At 39.3% G+C, this 16,755-nt stretch carries 13 protein-coding genes and 1 pseudogene; 7 read left to right on the top strand and 7 right to left on the bottom strand.

Annotation, left to right across the window (positions count from 1 at the left end; genetic code table 11):
* Positions 1-416: 416 nt before the first annotated feature.
* The 5 genes and pseudogenes from H6G28_RS07280 to H6G28_RS07270 form a co-directional block, all read right to left on the bottom strand.
* On the bottom strand, positions 417-641 hold the full coding sequence (locus H6G28_RS07280; RefSeq protein WP_190589871.1) for a type II toxin-antitoxin system HicB family antitoxin: 225 nt from the start codon (positions 639-641) through the stop codon (positions 417-419).
* Positions 638-814: pseudogene (locus H6G28_RS36750) on the bottom strand (type II toxin-antitoxin system HicA family toxin). Before H6G28_RS36750 ends, H6G28_RS07280 begins: the two are co-directional and overlap by 4 nt.
* A 203-nt stretch (positions 815-1,017) precedes the next feature.
* On the bottom strand, positions 1,018-3,978 hold the full coding sequence (locus tag H6G28_RS07275) for an NACHT domain-containing protein (RefSeq protein ID WP_190669960.1): 2,961 nt from the start codon (positions 3,976-3,978) through the stop codon (positions 1,018-1,020).
* A gap of 258 nt (positions 3,979-4,236) precedes the next feature.
* Complete coding sequence (locus H6G28_RS37310) at positions 4,237-4,359, bottom strand: hypothetical protein (protein ID WP_277883223.1); 123 nt, start codon at positions 4,357-4,359, stop codon at positions 4,237-4,239.
* A gap of 12 nt (positions 4,360-4,371) precedes the next feature.
* Entirely contained in the window at positions 4,372-5,337 is a 966-nt protein-coding gene (locus tag H6G28_RS07270) for a GDP-mannose 4,6-dehydratase (RefSeq protein ID WP_190669958.1), read from the bottom strand.
* A 1,260-nt stretch (positions 5,338-6,597) separates the two neighbouring features.
* Between H6G28_RS07270 and nifB the strand changes: the two genes are divergently transcribed.
* The 7 genes from nifB (at position 6,598) to H6G28_RS07235 (ending at position 16,033) form a co-directional block, all read left to right on the top strand.
* Positions 6,598-8,046 (top strand): nitrogenase cofactor biosynthesis protein NifB, encoded by a 1,449-nt coding sequence (gene nifB, locus H6G28_RS07265; protein WP_190589868.1) that lies wholly within the window; start codon positions 6,598-6,600, stop codon positions 8,044-8,046.
* Positions 8,047-8,167: 121 nt separating this feature from the next.
* Positions 8,168-8,515, top strand: a complete 348-nt coding sequence (locus H6G28_RS07260) for a DUF362 domain-containing protein (RefSeq protein WP_190589867.1) — start codon at positions 8,168-8,170, stop codon at positions 8,513-8,515.
* A 3-nt stretch (positions 8,516-8,518) separates the two neighbouring features.
* Positions 8,519-9,721: a cysteine desulfurase NifS gene (nifS, locus tag H6G28_RS07255; RefSeq protein WP_190589866.1), complete on the top strand. Its 1,203-nt coding sequence runs from the start codon at positions 8,519-8,521 to the stop codon at positions 9,719-9,721.
* A 114-nt stretch (positions 9,722-9,835) separates the two neighbouring features.
* Positions 9,836-10,750: a Fe-S cluster assembly protein NifU gene (nifU, locus tag H6G28_RS07250; RefSeq protein ID WP_190589865.1), complete on the top strand. Its 915-nt coding sequence runs from the start codon at positions 9,836-9,838 to the stop codon at positions 10,748-10,750.
* Between the two features lie 253 nt (positions 10,751-11,003).
* Positions 11,004-11,483 carry an AAA family ATPase gene (locus H6G28_RS07245; protein WP_277880572.1) on the top strand — a complete coding sequence of 160 codons (480 nt, stop codon included), beginning with the start codon at positions 11,004-11,006 and terminating at the stop codon, positions 11,481-11,483.
* A 231-nt stretch (positions 11,484-11,714) separates the two neighbouring features.
* Positions 11,715-14,402, top strand: coding sequence for a nuclease-related domain-containing protein (locus H6G28_RS07240; RefSeq protein ID WP_190669956.1), 2,688 nt, complete (start codon positions 11,715-11,717; stop codon positions 14,400-14,402).
* 2 nt (positions 14,403-14,404) lie between these two features.
* Complete coding sequence (locus tag H6G28_RS07235; RefSeq protein ID WP_190669955.1) at positions 14,405-16,033, top strand: DUF7017 domain-containing protein; 1,629 nt, start codon at positions 14,405-14,407, stop codon at positions 16,031-16,033.
* On the opposite strand, the gene H6G28_RS07230 is transcribed toward H6G28_RS07235, so the two are convergent.
* Positions 16,007-16,492, bottom strand: coding sequence for a PIN domain-containing protein (locus tag H6G28_RS07230; protein WP_190669953.1), 486 nt, complete (start codon positions 16,490-16,492; stop codon positions 16,007-16,009). The two genes, H6G28_RS07235 and H6G28_RS07230, sit on opposite strands and share 27 nt — an antisense overlap.
* Positions 16,485-16,739, bottom strand: coding sequence for a UPF0175 family protein (locus tag H6G28_RS07225; RefSeq protein ID WP_190669951.1), 255 nt, complete (start codon positions 16,737-16,739; stop codon positions 16,485-16,487). Before H6G28_RS07225 ends, H6G28_RS07230 begins: the two co-directional genes overlap by 8 nt.
* Positions 16,740-16,755 lie beyond the last annotated feature (16 nt).

Here is a 16,755-nt window from a genome sequence, read left to right as displayed (position 1 = left end):
ACTGAGATTGATGTATAAAATTGAGGGGGTAAGGGTGGTGTTACAAGTGTAGGTTTTTAACAGAGTGATGAGTGGCAAATCGAAAAATCACGATTCAATCAAAGTTCCATCCCGTTTACACCTATGATGTACACACATCCGGGTTGAGTAAATCTATTCCGAGTCTCACAGTGCAAGTCCTCTTCAGAGAACTCAAGCAAAAGTTCATTTCAGTCCACTTGAGTGGACTTTAGCTATGAGCCTGGAACTTTAGTTCCAGGCGGGATGTGTTTTCATCGAGCAAATTTTCGACTTGTGCATACACTGTAGCCTTAAAAAGTGGGGAATTTTCTTCAAGCCCACCTTTTTAAAGGGAATTTAGGGGGATCGAGATATGTGCTACTTCACATTGAATTGGTATGACCTGTTTAATTTTATTATGCTACCTTTAAAGACTTGCCCAAAGTTTGCGGCTCTGGCAAAGTTTCACCATCTTCCAAAGCTGATTCAATTAGCATTTCTAAAACTTCCTGAGCATTTTTTAAAGCTTCCTCATAAGTATCTCCGTGTGTACAAGGCTGCATGACATTAGTAAATTCAGGCAGCGAAACTACATAACATTGGTCTTCATCTGACCATTGAATAATAATTGTATATTTCATTCTTCAGTATCCTCCGCTTTTTCTATTTTCTTTAATTCTGCAAGTGCTTCATTAACTTGTTTTTCTAAATAAGCTTTGGCATCGCTACCATCTTTACCAGCGATGATGATAGCTTAAGACAATAGCGGATGTATCCATTTACTATGACTACCCTTTGCAGGTTTATAAGTAATATCATGTCCGGTTAAATGCTTGTCATTACGAACGGAGCGATAGCGAAGTGAAGTAATCGCAGGGTCTTGGCGATTGCTTCGCTCCACTTCGCTGCACTCGCAATGACATATCGTAAGTAATGTGGCAGATATGATATAAACCCAGCTTGCAGCAATAAGCTTTTGAGTTCTCTAATTTTCTTGGGCATAACCTCAGTTTATGTTCACCCTTGCCACCGTTTCAACTGTTTCTCAGCGTACTCCCGCACTTGCTCATCTGGGTCATTTTCGGCTCTGTCACGCAACAGTGGTAAAGTCTGGGGATGCTGGGGATATTGTTTGATAATTATTTCTAGTGCAGTTTGGCGCGGGTTGTCTTCAATATATTCATGTCCATCTTCATCTTTAGTCCGTTTGAATGGATCATTTAGCGTAATATCATAGAAAAATTTAAACATACTAGGATCATCTTTCCATCCGTTTGCTAACTCTTTTAGTGTTTGACATCGTACAGTCCAGCAATCATCTTTTTGAGCGCATTGTTTGAGAAATAATAAAGTATCAAACTCCTTTTTAAAATGGCGTGCTATCGCTCTCACAGCTTGGCATCTTGTATATTCATATTCATCCTCAGAAGCTAAAGTTTTTAACCAAGGCAAAGTTTCTGTATCTCCTTGAAAATGCCATGCTACGTTTGCTATTGCCGCTTGTATATTTATCTCACCTCCATGCTCCATACAGTCATTCTTTAACCAATGCAAAGTCTCAGCATCATCTTTGAAATTTTCTGCTACTTTTGCAATTGCGACAGATTGCTCTATATCTTCCCCATTAAAAGCAATTTTTTTAAGCATAGATAAGGTATTTGGATTTTCATTCCAAATTCTTCCTAGTTTTTCTACTGCTTTGGTATTAATATCAATTGTAATTTCTCTTTCATAATTTTCATTTATGACATCGCATATATTACCTTCAGAGTCGTAAATATAATCATAATAGTTATAGTCATAATGGCTGTAGTATATTAATTGTTCAATGTGTTTATATAATTGATTATCTACTGAAATTATTTGATTTCGCTTTCTGACTTCTGCTAAACAATCAGCAGCCAAAAATATATTAGTAAATTTTTCTTGTTTACCGTTTTGTGCAATTAAATATTCAATAATTTCTCCAGCAAACTTAGGCTCAATCATACCCACAATTAGTTTTAATACTTCATGCCAACTCTCATCTTGCCAGTGTTTTCCAAAAACTTCAGTTTTGAAATTCTCAATTGAAAGGCTGCGTTCCTTCTCAAACTGCCAAACAAACTCCCAAGCACAGAAATATTCTAAAAAAGTCCGATGCACAAAGGCATAATAATCAGCCCCCAAGAAACATAACATAAAGTTACGAGTCCGCAGTTGATTAATCATTACCCTTGCGGCTTGTCTGGGTTGATTAATTTCTAAATTTCTTAAATATGCGGCCAAAATATTTTCTAATTGACTGGCGCTAATCAAATTACCCGCTAAACCTTTATCACTGGTTTGCATACTATAAGCAACTTGACGCAACATTGCCTGTTTATCTTTATAATCAATGGTTTTATTGTCTAGTCGATGATCTTCTACTAAAGCACGTTCCACATCCCACTGATGCAGCAATACCCGCGATGCTTGCTCATAAAGTGTTGCTCTATCTCTAGGTAATTCCTGATTCCGATTCAGAATTGCCATCATCGTTAATAGCAGAGGATTTCCCGCCAGTTCAGTAATAGCTTTAGAAGCTTCAATTCCTCTGTGTAATCTTTCCCGTTTCCTAACTTTATCCACTTCATCACTAAAAGTTAATTCATGCCAACGGTAAATAAAATCTTGAATTTGTTCTGAGTCTAAATCTTGCAACATAAAATGATGAAACTCAGCATCGCGTAAGCGTTGCGGTTTATAACCAATCACGCGAGAAGTGACAATCACCTGCACATTAGGATAGTCATTAGTAAAGCGATGAATATCAGTAATCACATCCTCCCGCTTACCAGGGTCAAATACTTCATCTAAACCATCAAACATCACCACAGCGTTACCAGCTTTTAGCTGTTCATGCAGTTGATGTTGATTTAGATGAGTCATTACACCGCTACATTTATGAAAAAATTCAAGAAAGTTATGACATTCTTGATCTTCACGCCGCCGCATATAAGTGCGTAACTCAATCAGCAACGGAATTGGTAATGAGATAACATTATCTAGTGGTGAATTTGCCCAATTCAAAGCTAAATACTGCAATAATGTAGACTTACCAGAACCAGGATCACCCAAAACCACAATATATTTATAAATCTGCCTTTCATTCACAACATCTAATACAGAACGTATCGGTTGCTCTAAATAAACCCGTTTGTGATTTTCTAATTCTTCGGCTGCAATTTCCGCCTCTAATTGATCACTTTCCCGCAATCGTCTCAAATGTTCTTTTGGCAGTTCATGTACTTGCGGTAAAACTTGATGCACCTCCCGCACATTTTGAGCAATAAACATTCGCCATAACTTCAGTTCGTTATAGGTGTAGCCTGTTGTATCTAAACTATCTAACTTTAAATTACCGTAGCTTTCCCGGATAGCTTCTTGATATTTAACTAAGTTAAAATCTGCAACAACACCAGCAATCTCTTTCGTATGTTTGTCAATACTCGATAATTTTTGTAATTCTAAAATAGAATGTAATTCTTTCGATTCTAAAAGCAATTCTTGAACTTGGTTAAAATACTGCTCGGTTAATGATTGCCAATTAAATTTATCTGGTAACGCTTTGAGTTGGAGTCGCTGCCAACTCTCTGCTAAAATTTCATAACTCAAATCTTCGCAGTTAATATCAAAAGCTTTCCCAAGAGTTTCTTTGACAGATTTATCACTAATAAATTTCTTAATATCCCCGGTATATTCTTTAATTTCATCTTCCCGCAGTTTACACCGCACCTTTAACTGCTGCTGCATCAGTTGTAAAAACTCTTTCAACGCTTTACCCGCAGCAATTTCAATATCTTCCTTTTGCAGTTTCTCAAAAACCTTCCCAGGAATGCCTTTTAATATATCCTTAGCCCAATCTTTTGCCGCATCTTTGGCTAAGTCTTCTAAAATTGGTTTAACAATCAAACCCGCACCTTGAGCAACTCCCCAGATAACTAACCAATCAAGCATAATACCCGCATCCGCAGAGATTTTAATTACGAGTATATACACCAGCCTCAGCCGCCATTTCCGAGTTTAGGATGATTTAACCCCGTCCCGTTATATGGACAAGGGAAGGGGGACAAGGTAGACAAGGGGGACAAGGTAGACAAGGGGGACAAGGGGGACAAGGGAGAGATGATGGATATTGGTGAGCAGCAAGATGACTAGTACAGGTCGGCGTAAATAAACAGACTATAAGAAATTGCTACAAGGCTTGTAGTATCGTTATTCTTTCTTTTTCCTTTTGCCTTGTTGTACTAGGGATTTTTCAAGGGCGATCGCATCAGCACCAGTATAATGAATCGTTGTAGAGACATTGCATACAACATCTCTACAAAATTGAGACATTGCAACTTGAAATTACAAATAATCTTTTTGCTTATCTTCTATCATCATTCGCACTACATCTTTCATTATGTATTGTGCTTGCCATCCTAACTTTTCTTTAGCTCTGGCTGGGTTGCCTCTGCCAATTACAATATCTGTAGGTCTTAATAAACTACCATCAGTAGTCACATATTCCTGCCAATCTAACCCTAAACAAGCAAAAGCCTCTGCAACAAAATCTTCTAGTTTTGATGTTTCGCCAGTTGCAATTACATAATCATCTGGCTCATCTTGTTGCAACATTAAATACATCGCCTCAACATACTCAGGAGCCCAACCCCAGTCACGTTGAACAGATATATTACCTAAATAAAGGTGATTCTGCTCGCCTTTAGCAATACGACAAGCCGCAGAAATAATTTTCTGCGTGACAAATCTTTCTGGTCTTAACGGTGACTCATGGTTGTATAAAATACCAGAACAAGCAAACAAACCATAAGCTTCTCTGTAATTAGCCACTTCCCAAAAAGCCGTAGCCTTAGCCACACCATAAGGACTGCGCGGCCGAAATGGTGTATCTTCATCGGCTGGCTGTTCACCCGTATTTCCAAAGCATTCACTAGAACCAGCATTATAAAGTTTAATCGGCGCACCAATAAAACGAATCGCTTCTAATAAATTCAAAGTCCCAGTAGCAATACTCTCTAACGTTTCCACTGGTTGTTCAAAAGACAAACCCACAGAACTTTGTCCCGCTAAGTTATAAACTTCATCAGGCTGAATTTTTGTCAAAACCTGCAAAACACTACGAAAATCAGTCAACGCCACCGAAGCCAATTTAATTTGATCACGGATACCCAAACGCACTAAATTACTAAACGAGGACATCTGCGCGTCTCGTGAAGTTCCACAGACAATGTATCCCTGATTTAAGAGTAACTCTGCTAAATAAGCCCCATCTTGACCTGAAACCCCACAAATAAGTGCTTTTTTCTGCATAAATTTTATATCAGAAATATTACGTAGATAAATGTATTACCTTAAACCAAGGTAAAAATAAAACAACCATATTATCATGATTTTTTGGAAAGCGTAGAAAACTAGCCTCTATTGCGATTAGGACTTACGCATCAAAACGAAAAATCAAGGGTTTTGGCGAGGGTGTAGGGGTTCAGGGGTATAAGGGTGTACTGATTCAAAATCCTTACCCCCCAAACCCTTTCACCCTTACACCCAATCTCCACAGATAATCTTTGTGCGTAAGTTCTGGTGATGTGTGGGAATTTGTAGCGATCGCCCCCAGTTTGTGCCGTAATTAACTTTTTATGCTATCTGTTAAATATGCTTCTATTTGCATATCAAAATATTTTACTTTTTATATAAAAAAATTAATTTTTGCAACTGATATTCATTAATTTTGACTCGGACAAGAACCGCAAAACCCAACAATATCATACTTTTCAGTGCGATTTAATTTCATTAAACTGATAAAACTTAAGAAAATATGAATTACATTTTTCTCTAAAAAAAAATGATATGTTGTATACAGAATTGAATTTCGCACGTATCTGGAGTAGTACCAACAAATCTACTCCAGTTTTTCCCCCTAAATCCTTTACCCGTCGCGGTTTTGAGCAGGATTTAAGGGACAGTTGAGTACAACTTTTTGTATCCCGAAATCAGCAGCAAATTGCCTCAAAACTTTGCTGAGATTGGGTTATAGCTGAGTACAAAGAAATCCTAAACCCCACTCTAAAAATACAAGAACCCTGACCTAAAAATACTAGAACCCCTACCCAAAAATAAAATATATAAATTTTTTGATAGCTCAATATCAAGGTTTCCAGATTTGAGTACAAATCTAATAAATCCAATAAATTCTATCCAAAAATAACCACCAGCCCTGCTCAACAACGGCTGCTATAAATCATATATCGCCAATCACTTAAAGCTCAAAGCAAAACAGAGAGCCAAAAGTGAGTGGAGGGATGAGATAGCACCATGCCTCGGTGAATTGAAGTCACGGCTTTCCACACCAACTCTACCCAAAACCGAAAAGTTGACACACACCAGCCGGAACACAAGGATTCATAGCCTGCCATCATCAGCAAAGTTGCCCACCAAGTCGCTTTGCTACAACCAAAGGATGCACTCCTGCGGGCAGTGTGAGAGTCGTGACTTCCATTCTACTAAGGCAAATCAAATAGCAACTGCATCTCCCACAGTGGCAGCTTAGTCCACCGACATTTGCGAAATTCAATGACACCACAGGTTACAGGCTCCTCCGTTACTGAATCGACACCAACCCAAGCAAAATCTGGTGGTTGCGGATGCGACAGCAAAAGCAGCGCCACCGTGGAAATGGACGAAAAGCTCCAAGAGCGTATTGCTAAACATCCCTGCTACAGCGAAGAAGCTCACCACCATTACGCCAGAATGCACGTTGCAGTTGCACCTGCTTGCAACATTCAATGCAACTATTGCAACCGCAAATATGACTGCGCCAACGAAAGCCGTCCTGGTGTAGTCAGCGAATTACTCACACCCGAAGAAGCAGCCCACAAAGCATTAGTAATTGCTGGCAAAATTCCTCAAATGACAGTTTTAGGAATTGCTGGCCCTGGCGACCCCCTCGCCAACCCCGAAAAAACCTTCCGCACCTTTGAGTTGGTTGCAGACAAAGCACCAGATATCAAACTGTGCTTATCAACCAACGGTTTGATGTTAACTGAATACATCGATCGCATTAAACAACTAAATATAGATCACGTTACTATCACCCTAAATACCATCGACCCAGAAATCGGCGCACAGATTTACTCTTGGGTTCACTATAAGCGCAAGCGTTACAGAGGCATTGAAGGAGCTAGAATCCTGCTCGAAAAGCAGTTAGAAGGCTTACAAGCTCTGAGAGAAGCCGACATTCTGTGCAAAGTCAATTCCGTGATGATTCCCGGAATCAACGACCAACACTTAGTAGAAGTCAACAAAGCCATTCGTGAACATGGTGCATTCCTACACAACATCATGCCTTTGATTTCTGCACCAGAACACGGCACACACTTCGGCTTAACAGGTCAACGCGGCCCCACACAAACAGAACTCAAAACCGTTCAAGACCAATGCGCCGGCAACATGAAAATGATGCGCCACTGCCGTCAATGTCGTGCAGATGCCATTGGTTTGTTAGGTGAAGACCGCAGCCAAGAATTCACCAAAGAAAATTTCTTGGAAATGACACCAGAGTACGACTTCAGCAAACGCCAAGAAGTTCACGAAGGTATTGAGAAATTTAGAGAAGAAATTAAAGCAGCCAAAGAAAAGGCAAAAGCTGGCACACAGCAAGCAGCCAACAATCCTAAAATCTTAGTTGCAGTCGCCACCAAAGGCGGCGGCTTAGTGAACCAACACTTCGGCCATGTCAAAGAATTCCAAGTTTACGAAGTTGACGGCCACGAAGTCCGCTTTATCAGTCACCGCAAAATTGATCAATATTGTCAAGGTGGATACGGTGAAGCCGCCACCGCAGAGAATATCATGAAGACAATTGCAGATTGTAAAGCAGTATTGGTTTCTAAAATTGGCAACTGTCCCAAAGAAAAATTGCACGCAGCTGGCATACAGACCGTTGAAGCTTACGACGTAATCGAGAAAGTTGCTTTAGAGTTTTACGAACAGTACGTCAAAGAATTAGGGAATCGGGAATAGGGAATAGGGAGTAGGGAACAGGCAATAGGGAATTTTCCCTGACCACTCCCCACTCACCACTACCCACTCCCCACTCCCTACTCACCACTCCCCACTCCCCTCATTCGCAAGGAGAATAATCATGGCTTATAAGATTACCAGCCAATGTATTTCCTGCAATCTCTGTGAGTCTGTATGCCCCACCGGCGCAATTAAAGTAGAAGGCTCACGCCACTGGATTGATTCTGAACTATGCACAGACTGTGTTGGTACTATTCACACAGTACCTCAATGCAAAGCTGGTTGCCCCACCTGTGATGGTTGCGTTAAAGAAACAAACGATTATTGGGAAAGCTGGTTTGCTAAATATAACCGTGTCGTCGGGAAGTTAACAAAAAAACAAGATTATTGGGAACGTTGGTTTGACTGTTATTCTCAGAAGTTCTCTGAACAAATGCAAAAGCATCAGGGTGAAATCCTAGGGGTATAAATAATGAGCGTCATTTATCTAGATAATAATGCGACTACTAAGGTAGACCCACAGGTTTTAGAGGCAATGATGCCTTATTTAACCGAATATTATGCCAACCCCTCAAGTATGCACACCTTTGGCGGTCAACTGGCTAAAGCAGTGAAAACAGCCAGGGAACAACTAGCCGCCCTCTTAGGTGCAGATGAATCAGAAATTGTTTTTACCAGTTGTGGAACCGAGGGAGATAACGCAGCCATTCGCGCCGCTTTGTTAGCCCAGCCCGAAAAGCGCCACATCATCACCACCCAAGTAGAACATCCGGCGGTGCTGAATGTCTGCAAACAATTAGAAACCCAAGGTTATAGTGTTACTTATCTTTCGGTGAATAGTCAGGGGCAGTTGGATCTAGATGAACTAGAAGCCTCCCTGACTGGGAATACCGCCTTGGTGAGCATCATGTATGCTAACAACGAAACAGGTACGATTTTCCCGATTGAGCAGATTGGATTGCGCGTCAAAGAACGCGGCGCACTGTTCCACGTCGATGCAGTGCAAGCAGTGGGTAAGATTCCCCTGAACATGAAGACCAGCACAGTAGATATGTTAACTATGTCTGGTCACAAAATTCACGCACCCAAAGGGATTGGCGCGTTGTATGTGCGCCGGGGCGTGAGATTCCGGCCGCTGTTGATTGGTGGACACCAAGAACGCGGTCGCCGCGCGGGTACAGAGAATGTTCCAGGTATCGTTGGTTTAGGAAAAGCAGCCGAGTTGGAATTGCTGCATTTAGAAGAAGCAACTGCGAGAGAAAGAAAGTTGCGCGATCGCCTGGAACAAACTCTCCTCGCTAAAATCCCTGATTGTGAAGTTAACGGCGATATCAAAAATAGATTGCCCAACACCACCAACATCGGTTTTAAATATATCGAAGGTGAAGCAATCCTACTTTTGTTAAATAAACACAATATCTGTGCCTCATCTGGTTCCGCTTGCACCTCCGGTTCACTAGAACCATCCCACGTTCTCCGGGCAATGGGTTTACCATACACTACTTTGCATGGTTCCATTCGCTTCAGCCTTTGTCGCTACACCACCGACGCTGAAATCGATCGCGTCATTGAAGTCATGCCCGAAATTGTAGAACGTCTCCGCGCTCTGTCGCCATTCAAAAACGACGACGCGGGTTGGTTGCAATCTCAAGAACAAACACTAGCACATCGTTAATTAGGGAGTGGGGGTGTAAGAGTGTAAGGGTGTAAGGGAAGAATATCTTACTCAGCACTCAGCACTCAGCACTCAGCACTCAGCACTCAACACTCAGCACTCAGCACTTAAAATATGTGGGACTACACAGATAAAGTATTAGAACTGTTTTACGATCCCAAGAATCAGGGAGTCATCGAAGAAACGGGTGAACCTGGAGTTAAGGTTGCAACGGGAGAAGTAGGAAGTATCGCCTGCGGTGATGCTTTAAGACTCCACCTGAAAGTAGAAGTAGAATCTGATAAGATTCTGGATGCACGTTTCCAAACCTTTGGCTGTACCAGTGCGATCGCTTCTTCGAGTGCATTGACCGAAATGGTTAAGGGTTTGACTTTAGATGAAGCCTTGAAGGTATCTAATAAAGATATTGCCAATTACCTTGGTGGCTTACCTGAAGCCAAAATGCACTGCTCAGTTATGGGTCAAGAAGCCCTAGAAGCCGCAATTTATAATTATCGTGGCATTCCTTTGGCTGCCCATGATGACGATGATGAAGGCGTTTTAATTTGCTCCTGCTTTGGTATCACTGATACAAAAATTCGCCGCGTAGTGAAAGAAAATAACCTTACGACTGCGGAGCAGGTAACAAATTATGTCAAAGCTGGTGGCGGATGCGGTTCCTGTTTAACAAAAATTGATGATATTATTAAAGATGTAGAGCAGGAAGTCGCCACAGCCAGTAAAAACAGCATTAACGGCATAAAAGCTCCAGAAATTCTTAAATTAGGTCAAATAGCCACAGCCACAAGACCACTAACAAACGTTCAAAAGATTGCCCTAATTCAAAAAGTTCTCGATGAAGAAGTCAGACCCGTCCTGATTGCAGACGGTGGAGATGTAGAACTGTACGACATCGAAGGAAACACTGTTAAAGTCATCCTCAAAGGTGCTTGCGGTTCTTGTCCCAGCAGCACAGCCACCTTAAAGATAGCGATTGAATCGAGACTGCGCGATCGCATCAGCAAAGACATTGTAGTAGAAGCAGTCTAAATCAATGGTCATTTGTCACTAGTCATTGGTCATTAGGGAAATACAAATGACGAATAACGAAGGACAAATGACAACCAAAAGAACTTTCACAACTTCATAACCAACCGAATGTACATTATGCTAACGCGATTTTCGGTAGAGCGATCGCCACCGGCGGCGTTCTACAACCACTCACAGCCATAGCTCAACAGGCGTGAGATTCTCAAACAAAAACAAAGACCCACTAACCAACCAATTGTAGGAAAAGAGAACCATGACTGACGAAAGAATCAGACAGATAGCTTTCTATGGTAAAGGCGGTATTGGTAAATCTACCACCTCCCAAAACACCCTGGCAGCTATGGCAGAAATGGGTCAACGCATCATGATCGTAGGTTGCGACCCTAAAGCTGACTCCACCCGTTTGATGCTCCATGCCAAAGCTCAAACCACCGTATTACACTTGGCTGCTGAACGCGGCGCAGTAGAAGACCTCGAACTCGAAGAAGTAATGCTCACCGGTTTCCGTGGTGTTCGTTGCGTAGAGTCTGGTGGTCCAGAACCCGGTGTAGGTTGCGCTGGTCGTGGTATCATCACCGCCATTAACTTCTTAGAAGAAAACGGCGCTTACCAAGACCTAGACTTCGTTTCCTACGACGTATTAGGTGACGTTGTATGTGGTGGTTTCGCTATGCCTATCCGTGAAGGTAAAGCTGTGTTTGCTAAAGTTGTTGATGATGCAATTGAGTTATAACTTTGATTTTTCCCGCCCTATTTTTTCCCTGGAAAAAGTTTAATAAACTAGTTATTTGTCTGATTATATTCTTTTGTCTACCCTATATTATCCCTTACGTCAATAGTAATACATGATTTTTGATGAATAAGTTACACAATCTGTATAACTTACGCATGAGTTATTACAATAGAAGTTATACTTGTATAATACTTAGGCTATTAGTGTTTTCCCGAAAACTTGCTTTTATAAATGGTTATCCGTACTTATCGCACACAACCTTTTGAGACAACGCATGAAAACCGTATCTTTGATGCGTTGCTGAAAGAATTAAAACAAAACTGGGCTGATTCAGAAGAACTGTTAATCCTACTGGGAAACTTTTACTGTAATGGTTCTGAAATAGATGCGGCTATTTTGAAAAGGAAAAGTATTACCGTCATCGACTTTAAAGACTATGGAGGAAATATCCATTTTTCTGAAAATGGAAAATGGTTTGCAGATAATGTGGAAATTAAAGGAGGGAATAAAGAAAATCCCTATTTGCAGATTAGACATAATAAGTTTGCATTGCTTGATTTTCTGAAAGGAAGACTTAACTTACCATCCGGTAGACAACCAAATTTTGGACATATATCTGGGTTAGCATTATTTCATAAACCTATCATTTTTGATGAATTACAGTTACCAGGTACAATCTCCCCCTGGTTTCATATAGTTGATATTGATCATGTGACGGAACGAATGGCACAAATCACTAGTCGTGAAATTGATCTGACTCATCACGATTTAGAAACAATAGTGTCATTTTTTAGCATTCCTGAGTATATCCCAATAGGAAGAGGTTATAAAGCTGTTACCCCTCAGTTTAAAGACGATAATATTCCAGAGATAGAATTACCAGAATATCTCCAATCTCCTCTGTCACAAATTAACAAATTTTTGGAATCCTCAGAAAAAATTTTAATTCTGAGTGGAATGATTGGAACTGGATTAGAAGCATTCTTCAAAGTTATTGCTCATCAAGCCTTAAGGCAAGGGAGAAATTATTCACTTTTAGCACCAAACCGTCGTATAGCTTCCCAGTATCCTGTTTCAGAAGCAGAGAGTATTTATACTTGTATTTATTCAGGAAATCCTAAAATCAAACAAGATAAAATTATTTATGAATTAATTGAAAATCGAAATAATGACAGACATTTGTATATTATTGGTGATAGTCATTTAATTTCTGACGCAAATTTTGAAGCTAATCTTAGGCGTTATGGTAGTGGACAACTTCTTACGGATTTATGTAATTTTCTTGACCTCAATAATTCAAATAGACAAATTATTTTCATTGGTGATCCATTTCAAATCACACGAGGTAAAATTGATGAATCAGCTTTATGTTCTGAACGTGTAACCGCTATTACTGGTTGTCCAGTCAAAACAGTTTATCTTGAATATATTGTTTCTGAAAATCAGAATAGTTTGCTTATTAAAAATGCTTTAGAATTGGCAAGTAGCATAAGAGATAAAAATTTTAATTATCTTCATATAATGACAGATAATTTACAGTGTCTAGCATCACCAAAAGAAAAAGAGGAGAAGTATAAATTAGTAACGTCTTTGTTTGACCAAGAATCAAACTCCACTAAGTTTTTAGCTTACTCTCATGTAAAAGTAAACGAAATTAATAATTGGATTCGGCAAAAATTTTTTCAAAGGGATCATAATATAGCCTGTGGAGACATCGTTAATATCCATAATAGTTTTTTTGTGAAAAATGATGATATTCCAGATAGTTCAATTTATGTTCCAAATGATTCTTTCGCAGAAGTTATAAAAATTAAAGAAGATATTCAGCCATTAATACAACCCCTCAAAGGGAGAGATGAGCCAATTAAAGTTAACTTTATTCATCTTCGAGTACGCTTACTTCATAATAATCAAGAGATAGAGTTTCTGTGCTTAAAAGACTATTTATACGCTGAAAAACCTGAAATAGATAAAGATACTCTTTTAGCACTTTACATTTCTGCAAAGACAAGGTTTAAGCAGTTGCAGAATTTAGAAACAACAAACATAGAAGAATCAGACTATGAAGAGTCAGTTGCTTTAGCTAATTTTTTGCGAGGTGATCCTTACTTGAACGCAGCACAGTTGAGATTTGGATATGCACTAACAGTTAATCGAGCGCAAGGGCAGAAATTTAGGACTGTAATTGCAAATATGGATACTAATCAAGGAAAAACAAATGAGACTTATTTTCGTTGGGTTTATACTTTGTTTTCTATAGCCAATGATAAACTAATTTTATCAAATATTCCCTCAATAACACCTTTTGACAGAGCAATATGGGATGCTAGTAATAGCAAGATTGATTCTATTTATCCCTGTAATTTTATAGAGTTTGATCCTAATGCTGAAATAGGTATAGAGAATATTATAGAGTTTGATATTCCAGAAGTAGCGTTGAGAAATTTTTATTGGTATATCAAAAAGAAGTTAGATGCTCAAGGTATCAAAATCACATCTTACAATCATCACAATTACCAGGAAATTTATAGTTTTGAGGCAGAAAACGTCACAGCATATTGCTCAATACGCTTTTATTATAATGGAAAATATCAAATCAGTAGAGCCGAAACAATAAAGTCTGATCCTCCTGATTTTGCCGAGAAAGTACGTAATTTTATTTCATCGGAAATTGTATGTGCTACTAAAATTCAACAAGATATATATAAATTAATCCAGAATAAATTAGATAAATATAAAATTTTAATTCAAGCAATAGAGCATAATAATTATGAAGAGATTTATTACTTAACTTCAAAAAATAGTAATCTAAAATTAAAAATTACCTATGATGGAGATGGATTTATAACAAGGTTATCTCCATTGAAATATTCAAACAATGAAATTATGGAAGCGGTTCGTATAGCCTTGGAAATTTAGTCATGCAACCATATCAAGAAGTTACAGCTTTAAGAAAAGAAGGGTGTTTAGAAGAAGCTTATTCAAGAGGATATGAGCTACTGAAAGAATATCCAGAAGATGAAAAATTACGTAATAGTATTGGCTGGGTTATTTATGAAAAAATCAAAAATATAGTTAATTTAGCACATCAACCTAAAACAACCATTAGTGAAAAGCACAGTGAAGAGATTAGGCAAATTCTCAGAAAGTATGCGGCTCTCAAACTATCTCGACCTGATCTTCTTTTTAGTCTTTTATTGGCTCAAACTATTAGGTTTCCAAAGGAGCTAGAATTTTTTCCCAAGTTTATGCAGTGGGCTGGGATTGAAAGTTTCAGGATAGAAGACTACCGTGTAGAAAAGCAAAGCGATAAGATATTTGAACCTTTGATTGAAAAAGCAGCAAGGGAAACAGGAAAAATTGCTCAAGGTTGGAAAGGAGATTCTGATCTGCAAGAGTTTTCCATCTTACTAATCAATAATGCACTTTTGCAAGCAGAAGTTCAAAAGCCTGAATGGTTGCACTATCATAAAGCTTTATTGCTGAAACAGTTAGGTCGATTAGAAGAAGCTAAAACTCTTTTGCTATCATTTATTCAAGTAAAACGTAATGAATTTTGGGCTTGGCGTGCGTTGGGTAAGGTTGTAGAAAATTCTGATACCTCACTAGCCTTGGCTCTTTATGCAAAAGCTTGCTTAACTTGTAATGATTTGAATTTTGGTGTTGGTGTCTTTGAGGATCTCAGCCGACTTGCTGCTCATGAAGGTAAAATATCCTTAGCAAAATGGGCTGCTGATCAAGCTTTTACTACTCGTAATCAGAACCAATGGAAAATTCCTCAGTCGCTGCGTGAGTTATTAGAGGCTGATTGGTACTCACAGGCAAAAGTTATTATCTCTGCAAAAGAAGTTTTATTAGACTTAGCTGCTGATGCAGAGAAAGTAATTTGGGTAAATTGTCCACGTTATAGTGCTAACTTCCTTGGTATATTTACAACCCAAAGTGGTAAGCAAATGGCCAAATTTGGGTTATTATCTAACAGATGTTCTCAAGAATTAGCCAGTCCAGCACGAGGGTTGCTCAATAACGTAAATCTTGAAATCGGTGAGCCAGTCACAGTAACCGTTGATGAAACTGATGAACATCGAACTGTAGTTTTGATGGAAAAACGTCAGTCAGGTATTCATTTTGATCAGTTAGAGCGTATCTATGGAATTGTTGATCACCATCACGAAGGAAAAGCTTTTATTTACTTAAATCCACAAAAGCAATTTACACTCACATACACTGATTTTCCGGTTATACAAACTATGAAACCTGGAATGTCTATAGAAATGATATGTGCAAGACACCGCGATCGCATTAATCCGTACCAAATATTTGCAGTTCCTTTTCGCCAAACAGAAAATATTTATCTTGTGGTTGGCGTTTTGCGGTTACATCCAAATGGATTTGGTTTTGTTGGAGATGCTTTTGTTTCACCTGAGTTAGCTAGTCAGTTGAAGGATGGACAAGAAATACATCTGATTGTGGCGAAAAAATTAGATAGGAGGAAAAATCAACTAGGATGGAAAGCGATCGCACTACTCCCCAACCAACCTCAGTGCTGACTCCACAACTTGTGTACTCACTCTGAAACCAACCTGAATTAGTTGTTCAAAAATCGGTCTAGCAGCTTCTATCTTACCTTCCTGTTTCGCTAGTAAAATTACACCTAAAGTTCCCCTGGTCAGCATCCCTAAAGCAAGTGCGGCTATTTTTGCAGCGCGATCGTCTAAAATTGCTTCATAGCCTGGGTTGTTATGTATCCAGGTAAGAACTTGACTTTCTCCCAAACCAAGATCCCATGCTGCAATCATGGGTTCAATTTGTTCTACATCTCGAACATAGCCAGATCCTTCATTCAAAATCCAGAGTTTTGCCGGGTCATTATCTGGTGCAACGCAGATTTCCCGAACCACACCACTAGGAATAATAACTTCATCGCAGAGTTCAAACAGCAGATGAACCTGATTAATCTTAGTAAGTACAATCAATGGCGAAGAATTTACAACCCATCGTCTAGTCACGCTCTAACTCCTCGGCTAATTCTTCGGGAGTTACTTGGAAAGGTGAAACATTATAGCGATGCAATGCTTCTAGAAACTGATGGCGACTCACTCCAGCAATTTCCGCAGCTTTAGATTGAGAAAGCATCCCAACCTCATACCATTTGACAGCCGCAGCTAAACGCATTTCCTGAACAAAAGTTTCTGGGTTACTGCGGAGAGCAGAAAACACATCATTTGGCAGTTCAATACTAATTTGTATGGTCATAGATTCAGTTCAGGTT

The sequence above is a fragment of the Nostoc sp. FACHB-190 genome, from assembly GCF_014696905.1.
Taxonomy (GTDB): domain Bacteria; phylum Cyanobacteriota; class Cyanobacteriia; order Cyanobacteriales; family Nostocaceae; genus Nostoc_B.
The sequence above is the reverse complement of the archived record's forward strand: the minus strand, read 5'-3'. Positions and strand labels throughout refer to the sequence as shown.